14 protein-coding genes and 1 tRNA gene are annotated in these 18,135 nt (G+C 54.3%); 6 read left to right on the top strand and 9 right to left on the bottom strand.

From position 1 onward, the window contains the following. Positions 1-113: 113 nt before the first annotated feature. The 7 genes from pth to ACYQ15_RS11565 form a co-directional block, all read right to left on the bottom strand. Positions 114-773, bottom strand: coding sequence for an aminoacyl-tRNA hydrolase (pth, locus tag ACYQ15_RS11595; protein WP_459937671.1), 660 nt, complete (start codon positions 771-773; stop codon positions 114-116). Positions 774-963: 190 nt separating this feature from the next. Beyond that, positions 964-1,575 (bottom strand): 50S ribosomal protein L25/general stress protein Ctc, encoded by a 612-nt coding sequence (locus ACYQ15_RS11590; RefSeq protein ID WP_459937670.1) that lies wholly within the window; start codon positions 1,573-1,575, stop codon positions 964-966. 25 nt (positions 1,576-1,600) lie between these two features. After that, positions 1,601-2,554, bottom strand: coding sequence for a ribose-phosphate diphosphokinase (locus ACYQ15_RS11585; RefSeq protein WP_459937669.1), 954 nt, complete (start codon positions 2,552-2,554; stop codon positions 1,601-1,603). A gap of 20 nt (positions 2,555-2,574) precedes the next feature. After that, positions 2,575-2,649 (bottom strand) — tRNA-Gln (locus ACYQ15_RS11580). Between the two features lie 25 nt (positions 2,650-2,674). Beyond that, positions 2,675-3,562, bottom strand: coding sequence for a 4-(cytidine 5'-diphospho)-2-C-methyl-D-erythritol kinase (gene ispE, locus ACYQ15_RS11575; protein ID WP_459937668.1), 888 nt, complete (start codon positions 3,560-3,562; stop codon positions 2,675-2,677). A gap of 102 nt (positions 3,563-3,664) precedes the next feature. Next, positions 3,665-5,074, bottom strand: a complete 1,410-nt coding sequence (locus ACYQ15_RS11570; RefSeq protein ID WP_459937667.1) for a DegQ family serine endoprotease — start codon at positions 5,072-5,074, stop codon at positions 3,665-3,667. A 395-nt stretch (positions 5,075-5,469) separates the two neighbouring features. Further along, positions 5,470-6,201, bottom strand: coding sequence for an Ig-like domain-containing protein (locus ACYQ15_RS11565; protein ID WP_459937666.1), 732 nt, complete (start codon positions 6,199-6,201; stop codon positions 5,470-5,472). Between the two features lie 215 nt (positions 6,202-6,416). Here ACYQ15_RS11565 and ACYQ15_RS11560 point away from each other — a divergent pair, with 215 nt between their 5' ends. From ACYQ15_RS11560 to ACYQ15_RS11535, 6 genes are all read left to right on the top strand, one after another. After that, positions 6,417-7,688 carry an ABC transporter substrate-binding protein gene (locus ACYQ15_RS11560; RefSeq protein WP_459937665.1) on the top strand — a complete coding sequence of 424 codons (1,272 nt, stop codon included), beginning with the start codon at positions 6,417-6,419 and terminating at the stop codon, positions 7,686-7,688. A gap of 38 nt (positions 7,689-7,726) precedes the next feature. Then, positions 7,727-9,712 (top strand): ATP-binding protein, encoded by a 1,986-nt coding sequence (locus ACYQ15_RS11555; protein ID WP_459937664.1) that lies wholly within the window; start codon positions 7,727-7,729, stop codon positions 9,710-9,712. 13 nt (positions 9,713-9,725) lie between these two features. After that, positions 9,726-10,448 carry an STAS domain-containing protein gene (locus tag ACYQ15_RS11550; RefSeq protein ID WP_459937663.1) on the top strand — a complete coding sequence of 241 codons (723 nt, stop codon included), beginning with the start codon at positions 9,726-9,728 and terminating at the stop codon, positions 10,446-10,448. 61 nt (positions 10,449-10,509) lie between these two features. Further along, positions 10,510-11,076, top strand: coding sequence for a TlpA family protein disulfide reductase (locus tag ACYQ15_RS11545; protein ID WP_459937662.1), 567 nt, complete (start codon positions 10,510-10,512; stop codon positions 11,074-11,076). A 59-nt stretch (positions 11,077-11,135) separates the two neighbouring features. Continuing rightward, positions 11,136-12,860 (top strand): rhodanese-like domain-containing protein, encoded by a 1,725-nt coding sequence (locus tag ACYQ15_RS11540; protein ID WP_459937661.1) that lies wholly within the window; start codon positions 11,136-11,138, stop codon positions 12,858-12,860. Continuing rightward, positions 12,857-13,336, top strand: coding sequence for a MauE/DoxX family redox-associated membrane protein (locus ACYQ15_RS11535; RefSeq protein ID WP_459937660.1), 480 nt, complete (start codon positions 12,857-12,859; stop codon positions 13,334-13,336). Before ACYQ15_RS11540 ends, ACYQ15_RS11535 begins: the two co-directional genes overlap by 4 nt. Before the next feature lie 818 nt (positions 13,337-14,154). On the opposite strand, the gene ACYQ15_RS11530 is transcribed toward ACYQ15_RS11535, so the two are convergent. Together ACYQ15_RS11530 and fdnG are read right to left on the bottom strand one after the other, a co-directional pair. Further along, entirely contained in the window at positions 14,155-14,880 is a 726-nt protein-coding gene (locus ACYQ15_RS11530) for a 4Fe-4S dicluster domain-containing protein (RefSeq protein WP_459937659.1), read from the bottom strand. Between the two features lie 13 nt (positions 14,881-14,893). After that, entirely contained in the window at positions 14,894-17,929 is a 3,036-nt protein-coding gene (fdnG, locus tag ACYQ15_RS11525; RefSeq protein ID WP_459937658.1) for a formate dehydrogenase-N subunit alpha, read from the bottom strand. Positions 17,930-18,135 lie beyond the last annotated feature (206 nt).

The raw sequence follows: 18,135 nt of genomic DNA, 5'->3' as shown, positions 1-18,135 counted from the left end.
CACCACTCCTGATAGAGGTACCGAAACGGGCTGAATTTTCCCAAATGCCTTTTTTCACAATATCCTGAAGTTTGTGAAGAGTCCATGGTTTTCTTGATGAGCTATCGAGGTAACTACTCAACCGCGTTCGGGCTGTCTTGATTATGCGGTTTCGCCTGTGACTGTGCCGACGAAAGTGGTTTGGGTTTGCTGTGATATTCCATCATGGCCGCTGGTAGTCCTTTGGTGCAAAAAGTCGTGAGCGCACTGGCGGATTTGTCGAGAACGTCCGAGTACACGGCGGTAAGTTCGGGCTGGATGTTTCGCAAGACATATCCGGCGGGGTCATGTCCCTTGGGCGGCCTGCCGATGCCAAGACGCAGGCGGGCGAATTCATTGGTCCCCAGTGCGGTGGCAATGGAAAGGATTCCCTTATGGCCCGCCGCTCCACCACCCATTTTGAAACGCAGCATGCCCGGCTGAAGATCCAGGTCGTCATGAACGACAATAAGATCTTCCGGACCAAGCCGGTACCAGCGGATAAGAGGACCCACGGCGTCTCCGCTTCGATTCATGAAAGTCAGCGGCTTGAGAGCAAGCCAAGTCTCTCCTTCAAAATCGCCGCGCCAAAGTTCGCAGTTGGCGACAGGGGAACTGATGTTTCGCCAGAAGGAATCTTTTGAAGCAAAAAGTGCATCCAGGGCCAGAAAACCGAGATTATGTGGTGTTCGGTGATATGCAGCGCCCGGGTTGCCGAGGCCAACTATGAGGCCACGAAATCCTTGTTTCATCATGGATTGTTTGAAGTGAAGCGCGATTCCTGCTGAATGTGGAACCTGGTGCTGCTGTTAATCCGAATGTGGGAGTGGATATTCTGCCGTCTATTGGAAAGGGGAAAAGCTGTTGTTGAAGTCGGCTGGAGTAAAGTCTGACCAAGCCCGTGGGATATGTCTTTGCCCAAGGGCTTGGTCAGTCCGTAAGTGTCTATTCAGCCTTCTCAGCTTCGCCTCCCTCGGCCCCAGCTTCACTTGTCGAAGGACTTGTCACGCCGACAACAGCGAAATTGTCGTCGAAAATGAATTCAACGCCTTCAGGAAGTTTCAAATCCTGAATATGAATATTCTGATTGATTTCCAAAGTAGTTACATCAATCACAATTTTTTCCGGAATGGACATGGGAAGCCCTACGACTTCGAGTTCATCACGAAACACCTGCAGTACGCCGCCAAGGATAATGCCTTTCGCTTTCCCGGTAACTTCAACAGGAATGTAGACGGTGATCTTCTTCGTCAGGTCGACACCAAAAAAATCGACGTGACTGATGGTTCCCTTGACGGGGTGAAACTGAATGTCACGAATGATGGCAGGTTGTTGCTGGGTCTGACCATTTTCACGAATCTCCAGTTCAAAGACCTGCGACAGACCGACCTTGTTGAAAAGTTTTTGGAGCGGCGTCCGCTCAGCGGCAAAAAGAAGATTCACGCCTTGAGCGTTGTAAAAGACCCCGGGAACGGCAGACTTGTCCCGCAGACGACGGCAAGGGCCACTGCCTGTTTCCGAGCGCACGGCCACACTGAGAGTTGATTGACTCGACATGGATATATCTCCTTGGAAAATTTATTTAGACAAATAATACACTGACGGATGATTCGGTGTGGATATTGTGGACAGCCTTGGCCAAAATGCTCGCGACGGACAGCGCGTGAATCTTGGAGCAGGCCAGAGCTTCATTTTTCAAAGGAATGGTGTCCGTGACAAGAATTTGGCTGAAAGCGGAGTCCTGCAAACGCTGGACGGCCGGTCCGGAGAGCACGCCATGGGTTGCGCAGGCGACAACACTTTTTGCGCCTTTTTGCATAAGCACTTTGGCAGCCTGTACCATGGTGCCTGCGGTATCGATCATATCATCGAGGACCACGGCCACTTTATCCTCCACATCGCCGATGACGTTCATGGCTTCAGCCTGGTTCGGACAGAGGCGACGTTTGTCAATGATGGCCAAGCTGGCACATAAGCGTTTGGCGTATGCTCGGGCCCGCTCCGTCCCCCCGGCATCCGGAGAGACGATCACCAGTTCGCTCGGGTCGGTGATCAGGGATTTGATGTGCTGAAGCAGCACTGGCGCGGCATAAAGATTGTCCACGGGGATATTGAAAAACCCCTGGATTTGACCAGCATGCAGATCGATGGTCAACAGCCTGTGCACCCCAGCGACAGTTAGAAAATCGGCAACCAGTTTGGCGCTGATCGGTGCCCGAGGAACAACCTTTCGGTCCTGACGCGCATATCCATAGTAGGGGATTACTGCGGTAACACGCTTGGCGCTGGCTCGTTTGAGGGCGTCAAGAACCAAGCAGAGTTCCATTAAGTTGTAGTTGACTGGTGCGCATGTCGGCTGGACAACGAAAACGTCGTCTCCGCGGACATTGTCGCCGATCTCGATCCGGATCTCGCCATCACTGAATGTTTCAACAAGGCACGGCGTCAGCAGGCATCCAAGATGGTCGCAAATTGCCTTGGCTAGTGATGGATTGGCTGAACCGGAAAGTATCTTGAGTTCACCGTGAAGTGCCATGAGGGAAGATCCTTGATGAGTGGCTGGGGTGGGAGGATTCGAACCTCCGAGTGCGGATTCCAAAGACCCGTGCCTTACCGCTTGGCGACACCCCAATAATCAGTGAGGAATTCACATTGCTCAGAATGTGTATTGATATGTCGGAACATCCATCTGCCGTAGCTGTTCCAAAACCCTTGGCGTTGCGGCCTGGTCTCGAAACAGGGCAAATACGCTTGCTCCGCTTCCGCTGAGCACGGCACCGTCGGCACCGTGGCTCAGCAGCAGTTCTTTCACAACACGTAATTGCGAATATTTTTGAAATACCGGGAGTTCAAAGCTGTTGTGAAAGACGAAATTTGACAAAGCAGAAATACTATCTGGTATCATGACAGGTGTCAATGAAAAGGGAGGGGGGGATTTGCGGGACTGATGGTCATCCCAGGCCTTGTACGCCCAAGCCGTGGAAACGGAAATTTTTGGGCAGGCCAGGATCATGGTCAGCCCTTTCATGGGAAGCTGAACAGGCGTCAATTGGTCGCCCCGACCGGTAGCTATTGTCGGCTGGTTCGTCAGAAAGAAAGGAACATCCGCTCCGAGATCTGATGCCATGAGGCGCAGGGCAGGTTGATCAAGACCGTGATCGCCAGCGAAATTGTTCAGGAACAAGAGAAACGATGCCGCATCACTGCTGCCTCCGCCAAGCCCGGCGCCCATGGGAATGAATTTTTCAAGATAAACCTGAATGTCCGGGGCAAACCCCGTGGCGGAGGAAAAGGCATGGTAGCTATGAAAAAGAATGTTTTGATTGACTGGAACTGAAGGATCTGAACAGCGCAGTTGGAGGCCGGCACCTGGTTGGCCGGGCCAGATGGTCAGGATGTCGTGCGGTGTCGGCAATGGGAAAAATATGGTCAGTAGATCATGGTATCCGTCTGCACGTCGACGGACAATGTCCAGAAAAAGATTGACCTTGCAGCCCGGGTGCAGGGTAACAAGCCAGTTGTTGTAAGGATTTATGAAAGACATACAGCGTCGCGGGCAGGAGCAGCGACTATCATGTTTGGGTTGGGAATAAAGATCAAACAGGGCGGAGCAGTACTCTCCGCCCTGTTTGACATGTGATGATACTTATTCGAAGGGAATTGTTCGAAAAATTGTTTGGGTATGACGTCGGATCAGGAGCATGATGACCCCTCTCTCGGTCGCTTCCTCCAATATCGACTCAAAGGCGTCCACGCTGTTCACTGGCTTTTGGTTCGCCTCGATAATTATGTCACCGGCACGGACATCACTGCGGGCGGCCTGGCTGTTGGCCTCAACCTCGGAGACCAGCAAACCCTGAGGGCGTGACATGCCCATGGCCTGAGCTTCCCGTTCGGAGATGGGACGCAAAGTTATACCCAATGCTGTTGCCTGATCTTCAGTTTGTGGCGCCGGACGGTCCCGCTGAGCCAGACGCTCTGTATCTCTGGTTCCCAAGGTTACATTGAAATTCTGTTCCTTGCCGCCCCGAATCGCGACGACCCGAACTTCCTTACCCGGTTCTTGCTGGGCAACAACGCGCAACAGCGAACTGGAGTCCACGACATCCTGCCCATTGACGGAAACAATAACGTCGCCGGAACGCAATCCAGCCCGATCGGCAGGTTCACCGGGAATGGCCTCGGCAACCAATGCGCCGTTGGTAGTGGGCAAACCAAGCGCCTTGGCCGTATTTTCGTCCAGATCCTGAATGGTCACGCCCAGCCAGCCGCGCTGGACGGTTTTGTGGTCCTGAAGGTGGCTAATGATTTCATTGCCGATGTTGCTGGGAATGGCAAAACCAATGCCCTGACCCGTGGCGACAATGGCCGTGTTGATGCCGATGACTCGGCCTTCCATGTCAAGCAGAGGACCACCGCTGTTTCCGGGGTTGATAGAGGCATCCGTCTGAATGAAATCATCGTAAGGTCCTGTGCCGATAATTCGTCCCTTGGCGCTGATGATGCCGGCCGTCACCGTGTGGGAAAGCCCGAAGGGATTGCCGATCGCAACCACCCACTGCCCTACTCTGGCCTGATCGGAATCACCGAACTGCAAAGTTGGCAACTCCCTTTCGGTTTCAATTTTAAGCAAGGCCAGATCCGTTTCGGCGTCCCGCCCGACGACTTCCGCTGTGTACGACCTGTCATTGTCCAGAAGATTTACGGTAATTTCCGTGGCATCCCTAATGACATGGTTGTTGGTTACGATGAATCCGTCAGGGGAAATGATGAAACCGGACCCGAGAGATTGGGTCCTGCGAGTGGGAGCCTGATCGCCGAAGAAACGCTCAAACTGCTCGAAGAAGTCATCAAATGGGGTTCCCCGGCGCTGGAAGGGCGAGAAAAACCTTCGCAGATCCTCGCCACCGGTAACAACCCGCACTGTGCTTATATTGACGACAGCCGGGGCTGCCATTTCGGCCAGGTCGGTGAATTCGGGCAGCCGAGCCTGAGCTGAAAGGGTAAATAAGAAAAAAAACAGAGCGGCGAAAAAAGCGTTGCGAAGCAAAATCATGAAATTACCTCCTAATTTGCGACAAAAAAAGTTGTTGCCGGTTCGACACATTACGCATTGAAAGTAGTGTCGAATTGCCGGGGGGCAAGAAAGAGGTAGACCTTTGATTACCGGGCTGCATGGCTAGTAGTCCGTAATACTAAAGGTTTACAGGTGTCAGGTGACATAAAGCCTTTGATTCCGAAATATTCGCTCATAGCCATGAGTAAAATGTTGGATGAGATGCTTTACTGGCACAGAACGGCGCCAATCCGCCCACTCTCCTCCTGGTAGCAAAAGGAAAATGAGTCCAAGGCATTCATCAGCAGGAGGGGAAGTAGGTGGACTTCCGCCGACCTGTACTAGAAACTTGGCTTGATATTTTGAGGCCTTTAAAAAAAGAGCTTGGAGGAAAATCAGGATCTAGGCCCCACGATTGTGGATACTGAAATGCCGCCGGCGCTGGCCCAGACTCTGGCTCCTTGGCCCGCGGCGAGATTGACGAGCAAAGCCTCAGCAATTCCCGCATTATCAGTTGTGACTGTATTTGGGCTTAGCGTGCCGTTGTTGGTGCTAAAATTCACGGTGATCCCGGGCGCTGGAAATCCCCTGGTGTCCGTGACGGTTGCTCGGATCCGCCACCCGGAGGACGCTTCATCTGTAGCCCCCAGGCTGAAGGCCTGAAGTTGAATATCCCCAATAACAACTCCGTCACCGATTCTGATAGTGGTCGTGGTGCGCGCACCACTGGCAAAGGAAGCTTCTACAATATCGACCCCTTGTCTGGGGCCGGCATGAAAGATGGCTTTGGCTGAGCCATTTGCATCGAGACGATCGGTTACGACATCCAGATAAGAACCACTTTCATTATGTCGAATTGAAAAAGTTACCTTTTCCCCCAACGTGTTACCCGCAACACTGTCATCAGCTCTTGCCGTAACCTCTGTTCTTCCCCCCACCGGGACATTGTTATCCGCCGCTGTCAAAGAAACAGCTGTCACCGTGCTTCCGCCACCACAAGAAAGCAGAAACAGTGAAACAACAAGGATTAAACATTTAAGTTGGAGATAAAATTTCATGGTTTGACCTTTTGCTTGAATCTCGACAGTTGATTGAACAGAGGGATTGGTCAGGAGAAAAGTGATCAAAAAATGAACGCGGCTGTTACAGTTCGCATATTTTTTGAAAATGAAAATTTAAATTTTAGGCTGGATGATGTCAATATTTAAAATATTTACAAAATGAATCAATCGGATGGTGAAGCATTTCTTTGGCAAGCGATTATGATTGTCAGGGGGGAGCAAAATAAGGTAGAAAAAAATTTCCTATATAAGAATGCTAAAATTGATAAACGGAGCGTGCCGTGCGGATATCAAAAACATTTTTTCTCTGGTCAATCGTAGGCTTGCTTGTTCTGGGGTGTAATCAGGGGGTGAACGATGAGCCGGCGCCTTATGACGTGCCGGGGGTGAGCGATTCGGAGATTTTGATCGGCTCTTCCCTGGCCTTGAGCGGGCATGCGAGTTTTCTGGGGACGCAAACGTTGCGCGGAGCACTTTCGTACATCAATCATGTCAATGAGACGGGAGGGGTGCACGGGCGGAAGATTCGGATTATCGCCTACGACGATGGGTACGACCCACCGCGTTGCCTTGCGAACACGCAAAAATTAATCGTCGAGGATCAGGTCTTTTCCCTGTTCAGCTATGTCGGCACGCCAACCACTGTCAAGATCCTCCCCCTCATCGAACAGGCCCAGATTCCATTGCTGGGCATCTTCAGCGGGGCAAATGCTTTTCGGGAGCCTTTTAACAGGAATATCATCAACATCCGGGCCTCGTACTATCAGGAAACACGGGAAGTGGTGCGGCATTTCGTTGAGGATCTCGAACTCACGAAGATCGCGGTCTTCTATCAATACGACGCGTATGGTTTCGACGGCCTGCGAGGAACGGAACTGGCCCTGCGCAACTACGACCTGGCGCCGGTGGCCAGGGGCAGCTATACCAGGGGTACCCAGGACATCAAGGAAGGATTGGACGCCATTGCGGAGTCGCAGGCCGAAGCCGTCATCATGGTCGGTACCTATGATGCATGCGCAAAGTTCATCAAGCAGGCACACGCCAGAGGATTTTCCCCGATTTTCCATAACGTCTCGTTTGTGGGCTCCGAGGAACTGGCTCGCATACTCGGCAAGGAAGGCGAAGGCGTGATCATCACCCAGGTCGTTCCGCCGCCGGACTCCTTGGAATCCCAAGCGTTGCTGTGGGGAGTCGTGGAATACCTTGAGCGGCACAAGCGGGCGTTTCCCGAGGACCAGCCGAATCTGGTCGCCCTGGAAGGATACATCAACGCCAAAGTGCTCGTGGAGGGTCTGCGTCGGGCCGGCAGGAACCTAAGCCGAGCCAAATTTATTGACGCCATTCAGTCCATCCAGAATTTTTCATTGGGCATCGCCAATACCTTGTCGTTCAGCCCAACCAACCATCAGGGTCTGGAGCGAGTCTATTTCACGATCATTCGAAACGGTCGACTGGTGATTCTCACGGACTGGAAAAAGTTGCGCCCCCAAGCGGCTGATCCAGAGGAAGACGTGCGAGAACAGGACGACGAACCTGTTGAAAATGGTATTTAATCCGGGACAGCCTTGATTTTCCCGCATGATGGAGTCTTATGATTTCCTTCAAAGAAATCAGTTTGAAAAACAAGATATTCTTCTCGACCCTGGCCATGGTCCTGGTCATCAGCGCGGCCATTGCCCTGCTGGCCAGATGGATTCTGATTTCCAGTCTGGTCAATGAACTTACCGCGCGCGGCATCGCCATCGCGCAAAGCATCGCTGATCAAGGCAGAGGATACGTTTTGACACGAGACCACGCCAACCTGGTCAGCCTGATCTTCGACGCGGCACAGCTTGGGGAACGCAGAATGCTGGTGGAGTATATCTTCATCGTGGACGATGAGCAAAATGTCCTGGCGAACACATTGATCCGTCCATTCCCGGAAGAACTGCGCTTTGCCAATCCCATTCCCTTGGACCGCAACTACAGCATTGCCCGGCTGACCATTGATGACGCCTCAGTCTACGATATCGCCGTTCCGGTTTGGGAGGGCATCTACGCTATTGGTACCGTTCATGTCGGGTTGAAGCAGCGTCATATCGATCAACTGATCGGCAAGCTGCGGATTACCTTTCTCGGCTTTATTTTTGCCATTTTCATCATTATTTTTTTGATCAGCCACAAGTTTTCCAAGTATGTGACAAAATCTCTGACCCAACTTACCAAACTCGCCGACGACATCACCCAGGGCAACCTGGATATGAAGCCCCTGGGAACCAGCGAGATGGACAAGGAGGAGCATTGCCCGGCCTACCACAATACGGACCTGCCCTGTTGGTATGTGGACAAGACATTGGGCAGGGTCAGCCTTGATTATGCTCCCGAGAAACCGGCCTACTGCACGGACTGCCTGGTCAAGAAAAAGAAGTCCGGCGATGAGGTGCAGCAGTTGGCGGACTCCTTCAAGCACATGGTCCGCAGCATCAAACTCTACCGCAACCGGGTCCGTGAATCCGAAGAGAAGTATCGATCCTTGTTCCGTAGCGGTCCGACGCCGATTTTTGTGCTCAGCATCAGGACATTCAGGATCCTGGACGCGAATCCCAGCGCATTGGCCACATACGATTACACGAAAGAGGAGATGCTGAAGACCTCCTTTTTGGAGTTGGCCCCTGAATTCAAGTCCAAATTCTCCATTTTTTTCAACGAGAATCCAGCTGCCGAGAGTTTTATCTATCCCAAGGCCATGCATTTCAAAAAAGGCGAGGTGCCGTTCTACGTAAATGTGGTTGCCTGCAAGACAAGATATCTGGATCGGAATGCAATCATTGTCTCCACATCGGACATCACGGAAATGCTGGAAAAAGACGCCCAGCTCATTCAGGCCAGTAAAATGACCAGCCTGGGTCAGTTGTCGGCCGGCATTGCTCATGAATTGAACCAGCCGCTGAACATGATCAAGATGGGCAGCGAGTTCCTGGACATGGCCGTGAACGAGCAGACTCCGCTTTCAGATGAGAGTCTGCGCCAGATCAGCAACGAGATGAGCGCCCAGGTGGACAGGGCCACGGAAATTATCAACCATCTTCGTGAATTTGGTCGCAAGTCCGACTTTTCCAAGGAACCCATCGACATCAACAAGCCCGTTCGGGGCGTACTGTCGATCATGATGCACCAATTGAGCCTGCAAAACATTGTCGTTACACTGGACCTGAACGAAAGCCTGCCGCCAATACTGGCCCACGTGAACAGGCTGGAGCAGGTTCTCTTCAACCTGGTGACCAATGCCCGTGACGCCATCATGGACAAGTACGTCTCTCTTGAAGAAGACGGACTCCGGGAGATCACGATCCGTTCTTTTCAGGAACATGATCGGATTTGTCTCAGCGTGACTGATTCGGGCTGCGGCATGAGCGACAAGATCGCGAAGAAGATATTCGACCCGTTCTTCACGACAAAGCAGACGGGCATGGGCATGGGACTGGGGCTGTCGATCTCTTACGGGATCATCAAGGATTACGACGGAACCATTGACATCAAAAGCGAAGAAGGCAGTGGGACCACATTCACTTTGAAGTTTCCCGTTGCGGATCAATAATGGAGGCTCGCAAATGCGAAAAATTCTGGTGATAGATGATGAAAAGCCGACCCTGTCCATGTTTCGACTTTTCCTGAACGCGTATGGCTTTACGGTATTCACTGCCGAGAATGGCGAGGAAGGGCTGGAAGTCTTTCAGAAGGAAGAACCCGCCATCGTCATCACCGATATCAAAATGCCGGGGATGGACGGCCTCGAGGTCCTGAAGCGAATCAAGGAATTGAACCCGTTAGCCGAGGTGATCATCATTACCGGCCACGGCGACCTGGATCTGGCAATTCGTGCCTTGAACATGAATGCCACGGACTTCATCAACAAGCCCATTCAAAAGTCCGCTCTGGACCAAGCCTTGCGCCGGGCCGAAGAACGCCTGGCCATGGCTGAAAACGAGGAAAAAGACATCTCATGGGATCAGGATGGAGAGTTGGCATGCATCGATATCCGCGGCAATGTGAACGCCGCCTCCGAACCGTTGCTTTTGGAAACCTACGGGCAGATAAGCGAGGGCAACCTGCGCAAGATCCTGTTTCGGTTCAGCGAAAACGCGTCCATCAACGGTGCGGGTATCGCCGTGCTCATTCAGCTGCTGACCGAATGCAAGAACCGGGGGCAAGCGGTGATCATGACCGGCTTGGCCGAAAATTTCCGAAAGGTGTTCGAGATGGTCGGAGTCACCAAGTTGGCCCGGATCATGATTGACGAGTCGGAAGCGCGCAAGCAGTTGAAAAAGATGTAGACAGCTCTTCCGCGGAGTGCACATGTAACAGGTTTTACCGACCTTGACTTGGAGGGTACAGATGTTTCTCACAAAAATTTTTTCATCCATCGCCATGGGGTGCCTGTTGCTCTGCCTGACGGTAAATTCCGCCGCGGCCAAAAATACGCCCCAAGTGGGCGATCGGCTTGAAGATGCCATGGCGTACAGCCTTCCCGCTCCGGGGCCCGACGAACACAAAGCCTATCTGGGCCTTGAGCCGGACCAGGACAGCATGTCGCTCCAGGAATTGGAGAAACCATACATACTGGTGGAGGTCGTCGGCGTTTATTGTCCGGTTTGTCATACGCAGGCCCCGGACATGGTCCGCCTTTTCCATCGGATTCAACGGGATGCGGATCTCTCCGGGAAGCTGGTCATGGTGGCTTTGGCCGCCGGAGCCACGCCCATGGAGGTGGAGCATTTGCTCAGAACATGGCGGCTTCCTTTTCCGATTCTCCAGGACGGCGACTACAGCCTGCACAAACTCCTTGGCGAGCCGGACACACCGTTTACCCTTCTTGTCGATGGCGAGGGAACTGTCCTCTATGCGCATCTTGGCCGCATCAATCCCGACAACCTGTTCCACGAGCTCCAGAAACTCCCATAGCTCCCAACTGACCATACCAGCGAGATCAACGCGAGGCACCCCCCCTCCCAAGGTGAGCCATGGACCATTCGCATGAGATGAACGTATCAGCGCCCGTGAATGAAGAGCGTCGCGCCTTTCAGCTCAATGTCCTGTTCGAGACGGTTCTCGAGTTGAGTCAATTGACCGATCCGTCTGATGTCATGGAGGCTTTCATTTTGCTGAGCATGGGCTCTTTGGGCACGGCCCAGGCTCTACTCGCCGCCAGGGGTGAGCAATCGTCACACAAGAAAGTTATACTGCGCGGTTTCTTAACGGATTGCCAGGATGCGCTTGATGATCTGCTGACGGCCTTGGCCGGAAAGGTTTCCGCCGGGGAGGAAGTACTGCCGCATCAGGTCCGGGTCGTGGCGATGAATGAACCGGCCAAGAATGAAGGGCTGCCCGACTCGTTGCGCATTCTGGTCGAGTGGTACGTGGACAAACATTGTTTTGGGGTGCTGGGGTACGGACCGAAGGTCAGCGGGGAACCCTATGATCATCAGGACGAGGAGTTCCTGTTGCAGCTGACATCAGCGTTCATGGACGCCGTGAAAGTCGCCGCTGTCAGCGAGACCATCCGCCGGTTGAACGAGGAGTTGCAGATCAGGAACGAAAACCTGCACCAGGCGTTACTGATTTCCCAGGAGACGCAAGCGCGCCTGGATCAGCGCTATTTTCACTTCAGAACAGTCTGCGACACCACCCGGGAACTGAGCGGCAACCTGGACAAGGACAGCCTGCTTTCCTCATTCCTGCTTTCGGTCATGGGCGCTTTCAGTGCCCAACAGGGATTCATCGTCTTATGGAACCGGGAAGACCAAAGTATTTCTTCGATGCATCGAGGGTATCCCACCGAGGCAGTCCCGGATTTCGACGCCCAGCGACTGAATCAGATTTTCAGAGCCTTGCTGCATCCCCCGTTTGTTCCGAGCCAAGGGGAAAAGCATTACCAGGTGCTGGACCGTGATTTACTATTGTCTCTGGGCCTGGACGACACCTCGCAACTCGCTGCCGCGTATTTGATTGATTCCAATTGCTATGGCCTGATTGGAGTCGGAAATTGCCTGTCTCAGCAAAAAGACGGGTTGTCGGACCAGGAACTGTTTCCAACTCTGCTGCAGGGGTTTCTTGTCAGCCTGGGGAATGCATTGGCCTTTGAAACCATCCAAAAGTTGAACAGCGACCTCCTGCAAAAAAACGCGGAGCTACGGCAGACCCTCGAAGAACTTCAACAAAGTCGACAGACGATCAGTTTGCTGGAAGCCGCGGCCAATCGGATCAATTCCCTGCTCATGACGGAAACCCTGCGCATAAAGCGGGTCACCCTGGTGGACTGCGTGGCGCTGTTCGTGATCAGCCTGTTGTTGGGGCTGATTTTCAATATAACCAGCCCTGGAGGGATACCCATTCGCCCTGAAACATGGGGGCTGCCGCCGCCGAATCTCATTGATGTTTCCTGGGCTCGGCTGAAGCATGAATCCCGGGCTGCCTTGTTTCTGGACGCCCGGCCTGTCGAGTTCTACAACCAGAGTCATGTAGCCGGAGCGGAAAGCCTGCCGTCCAATCTGTTCGACTTTGTCTACTCCATGCGCTTTGCTCACCTTGATCCGCAGACGGATATCGTAGTTTACGGTCGAAATATCAGCAGGCGTTACGATGAAATGGTGGCCGCAAAACTTATGGAGCGGGGCATGGTCAATGTGCGAGTCATGGACGGCGGCCTGCGGCAATGGCAACGACAAGGGCTTCCGGTGGGACCATGAGCAAGAACGTTCTGATCCGGGTTCTGACCCATGAATATGTAGCCTTGGCTCTTCGAGTGTACATCGGGGGACTGTTCATCTATGCCAGCATGTATAAAATCAACTATCCCGCCGAGTTCGCGGAGAACATCGCCAGTTACCAACTGGCGCCTTACTGGTCGGTCAACTTTCTTGCCGTGTTCATGCCCTGGTTGGAACTCGTCTGCGGCGTGTTGCTGGTCGTCGGATTTCGAGCAAAATCGGCGGTGACGATTATCGGGGGCATGCTGGTCATGTTCACCGTTGCGGTGACAATCAACCTTCTGCGCGGTTCACCCATATCTTGCGGTTGCTTTACCAGCGTGGAGGACCCCATTTCCTGGTGGACCGTGATTCGGGATCTGATCTGGGTCGCCATGGCGGTCCATATTTATCATTTTGACAAAATCCTGCACCTGGAAAACCACTTCACGTCAAGACTCGAGAGAATGGCATAAATTGTTGCTGAGAACGGCGTAAAGCTGTTCTCTCGTCGCTCATGCGAGGTGTAACATGCACAGGTCGTGTTCTTGGTTTGCCGCTATGGCACTTGTCGCGATACTCTGTGGGGCCTGCGCGGAACCTTCCTTGCTGGAGGGAAAATATGAAAGCGCATCGGATGCCCCGTTGTTTGTCTTCCTGGACCTGCAACCCTCCGGGCAAGGAACCTGGGAGACTGACATGGACATGGTCGCTTTTCGCTGGCAACAACGAAATGGGGAGATTTGGCTGCATACCCAGACGGGCGGAGTCGTGATCGGAACGGTTGTGGACAAGTCTAAGCTGCGGATATCTCTTCCCGGGGTTGGTCCGATTACTTTCGAAAGGGTCCCCTGACAGACCGATTTGATCCTGCCGAAATGTTGGTCGTTTGCTCAGGAAAAACGGACCGGGTAAGTGCGGTGCTGCGCTACGGACAACCTTCGGCTTGAAGTAGAAAATATAATGGTAACTACTCAGCTGAGGTCCGGGTTGCTTTGATTTTGCGGCCTCGCCAACTTCTTCGCCGGCTTCGTAACACCGAACCATTGCATGAATAAACAACACTCGTGCTCCAGGAGTCCGGCAATGGTTCAGTGAACGAATCCTGACTCAGTCAAACAGGCGAGACCGTAAAATCAAAGCAACCCGGGCCATCCCTGCTTCAACTGCTGAATAGTTACATATAATGTTGCTTGCTGCGGAAACAAAAAGGCCGGAACCCTCAGGGTTCCGGCCTTTTTGTTGAACGTTAGTCGTTGCGGGACCGCGAAGCGATCCCGCGATGATTACATGATTATCCGAATATCCGTTTTGCCGGTGCAGCGACTTTGGCCAAGGCGGCTTGGCGGCTGAAGACCGGAACGTCCGCTGAGGCCACGGCATACCTGTGGTATGCGCGCGGGGCTTCCTCGAACAGGAAAACCACCCGCAGATCCTGCGCATCGCCGAGGACCGCCTCTGGCCTGTACTTGCGGACGACTTCCAGGCGCTTGTTCGCCATTTCCATCATCGCGTCCCGATCGCCGAAGTTCATGGTCCCTGTGGGACAGCTCAGGACGCAGGCCGGCAGCCTGCCGTTCTGGACCCTGTCGAAGCACATGTCGCACTTGCTCTGGATCAATGATTCCTGGTCCAGGCGCGGAATGTCGTAGGGACAGGACATCCTGATTTCCTCGAAATCCAGATTACGGGTATGTTCCGTGAACAGCACGGCGCCGGTTTCCGGATCCTGCAGGATGGCCTTCTCGTCATACATGTCCCCGACCATCTTGCATGGCGGATAGATGCAATGGCGGCACTGATCCGGGAAGAAATACCACTGCCTGAATTTGTCCCCTTCCATGACTTCGGTAAAGCGGACCAGCTTGTAGGTGTTGAAGGTCAGATCCTTGGGGTTCTGAAAGGAACCCCAGTTCCGGGTTTCTTCTGCCGGCAACCTCTTCCACTGCTTGCAGGCAACTTGGCAGCCCCGGCACGCAGTGCACAAGGTCGTATCGATAAAGAATGTCTTTCCTTGCATCGTGCACTCCTCCTTAGGCCTTTCTGATGTTGACCATGAATGTTTTGGTCTCAGGGATGAAGGTGTTTGGGTCGCCAACGGCTGGTGTCAGCAGGTTTGATGAATCTCCGCCGTCTATAGGATGGACCCAGCCGTAGTGCCAGGTGGTGCCAACCATGTGGATGGTCTGGCCCATGACCTTCATCGGTTGCAGCCGGGGAGTGACAATGGCCACGGCCTCAATCTGGCCGCGCATGTTTTCGACGATGACCTTGTCGCCGCTTTCAATGCCGCGCAGCCTGCCCAGTTCGGGGTCAATTTCCACGAAGTTCTGGGGCATTTGTTCAACCAGCCACGGCGTCCAGCGGGTCAAAACCCCGCTCTGCCAGTGTTCGGTGACCCGGTAGGTCGTGCCGACAAATGGGTAGCGCGGATCGCAGACGGCACGCTTGACGGCCTCCCCGGTGAATTCGAGGGCGGTCGGGTTGTGCAGCCGACTGGAGAAGGGATGCTCCTCAAAGGGGCATTCCATTGCTTCGAAGTGTTCCGGGAACGGACCGTCGGCCAGTCCAGGTCCGAAGAGTCGACCATAGCCTTCCGCGGTCATGATGAAGGGATGCCGTTCGCCGGGCGCCCAGCCACCGTCCGGAACGTCGCCGACCCATTTGGAGCCGTCCCACTCAATAACCGCCTTATGTGGAGCGTACGGTTTGCCTTGCGGATCGCAGGAGGCCCGGTTGTAGGCGACCCTGCGGTTCATGGGCCAGGCCCATGACCAGTTCGGGAACAGGCCGATATTGGCCTGCATCTCGGTCTGGGTCTTGTCTCTGCGGGCCATGTTGTTGCCGGCCTCGGTCCAGGCTCCGGAGTAGACCCAGTTGCCGCAGGCCGTGGAGCCGTCGTCCTGGAGCATGGCAAAGCCGGGCACCTGGGTGCCGGCCTTGTAGGTGGTGTCGCCGATGGTCACGTCCTTGACAAAGTAGCCGTTCATCATCTTGGCCACCCGTTGCGGATCGAAGTTGTGCGGGAAATTCTTGTCCGGATCAGCGACGTCCTTGGTGTTCAGGTTGATGATCGGATCCGGGAATTTGCCGCCTTCCTTGGCGTACAGGGCGCGAACCCGGCGCAACAGTTCCAGGGCTATGGCGCCGTCGCGGACGCAGTCTCCCATGGGCTCGGGCCCGGCGTAGCGCCACTGGACCCAGCGGCCGGAGTTGGTCACGGAGCCTTCTTTTTCACAGAACACGGCGGGCGGCAGGATGAAGACCTCGGTCTTGACCTCGGCGGGATTCATGCCCGGTCCTCTCCAGAAGGAGGCGGTTTCGTTGTCGAAGACATTTGCCACCACCAGCCAGTCCAGCGTGGCCAAGGCATCCCTGGTTTTCTGGGAGTCCGCGCCGCTCGCGGCCGGGTTCTGGCCCCAGGCGAAGTAGCCCTGGAATTGGCCCTGGTGCATGTGGTCGAAGAGTACCAGCCATGAGCAGTTCTGGCCCGGATCCAGCTTGGGCAGGTAGTTGTAGCTCGCGGCGGGTTCCTGGTCCGGGTACATGGCCTTGAGCAGGCTGGCGATGTACTTGGGCCGGTTCTGCCACCAGTTGGCGCTCTTGGGGTCGGCGCTTTTGGGCGTGGTGGCGTTGTAGGCCTCCAGGCTGTCCAGGTTGGCCCTGGGTGCGGGCATGTAGGCCGGGATGATGTGGAACAGCAGGGCCTGGTCCGTGGAACCCTGCACATTGGACTCGCCTCGCAGGGCGTTCACCCCGCCGCCGGCATTGCCCACGTTGCCCAGCAGGAGCTGGATCATGGCCATGGCCCGGATGATCTGCACGCCAGTGGTGTGCTGGGTCCAGCCCATGGCGTACATGATTGTCCCGGACTTGTCCGGAGCGCCAGTGGCCGTGTAGAGCTTGTAGAATTCCTCGAGCTTGTCCTTGGGTGACCCTGCTGTTTCACTGACCAGGTCGATGGTGTAGCGCTCGAAGTGTTTCTTCATCAACTGGAACACGCAGTTGGGATCCTGCAGAGTGGGATCCTTTTTGGCGATGCCCTGGTCGTCCATCTGGAAGGACCACGTGGTCTTGTCGTAGCTCGCTGTCTCCGGATTGAATCCGGTGAACAAACCGTCATCAAACCCAAAGTCCTGGTTCACCAGAAAGCTGGCGTTGGTGTAATTGACGACGTAGTCCTTGAAATAAAGATCATTGTCCAGGATGTACTTGATCATGCCGCCCAGGATCGGGATGTCCGTGCCCGAGCGCATGTCCATGAAAAAGTCCGACCTGGCGGAGGTCCTGGTGAAGCGTGGGTCAACGCTGATCAGGGTGGCCCCTTTTTCCTTGGCTTTCATGACCCATTTGAAGGAGATGGGATGGTTTTCCGCCGGGTTGGCGCCCATCATCAGGATGCAATCACTGTTCATCAGGTCGATGTAGTGATTGGTCATAATGCCGCGTCCGAACGACTCTCCCAGAGCCGCTACAGTGGCGCTGTGTCAGATCCGGGCCTGGTGCTCGATGTAGGTCAGCCCCAGGGTGCGCATCAATGAAGAGATCAACCAGTTTTCTTCGGTGTCCAGGGCCGCGGAACCTGTGTGACAGATGCCGGTGGTCCGATTGACGATCTGGCCTTGGTCGTTTTTTTCCACAAACGTGGCGTCTCGGGTGTCCTTGACCTTGCGGGCGATCTGGTCCAGGGCCCAGTCCCAGGTTCTTTCCTCAAACTTGTCGGAGTTGGGGGCGCGGTAGAGGACCTTGGTGAACCGGTCTTCGTTCTCGACCAGTTGCCACAGAGACGCGCCCTTGGCGCACAGGGAGCCTTCGTTGATGGGATGGTCCGGGTCGCCTTCAATGTTCACGGCCCGGCCCTGGTTGGGACCGCTTTGGGCCGTGTGCACGATCAGCCCACAACCCAGGGAACAGTAACAACAGATCGAGGTTGTTTCCTTGGCATCCTGCAGTTTCAGCAACTGCGCCCTGGCCACGGTGGGTTTGAGATCAAATCCCAAACCACCGAAGGCCAGCGCCGAGCCGGCCACGGCTGAGAATTTTAAAAAGTTTCTGCGGGTAATCTGCATACAGCCTCCTTACCTGGTACGGTTGACGGAAGAACTCACTGACCACGTATTTCCCGAGCCTGAAAAACCAAAAGATCGTATCCATATGCCTGGCATAAGATCGTATTCCGTTTGCCGGCCAACCGACAATGGAGCAGAACACTTCGACAGGCCCGCAAGAAAGCATTGCGAAGCCGAACCATTGTCCGCACCAACAGCGGTTTAAG

The organism is Desulfonatronum parangueonense (genome assembly GCF_054656975.1).
The sequence above is the reverse complement of the archived record's forward strand: the minus strand, read 5'-3'. Positions and strand labels throughout refer to the sequence as shown.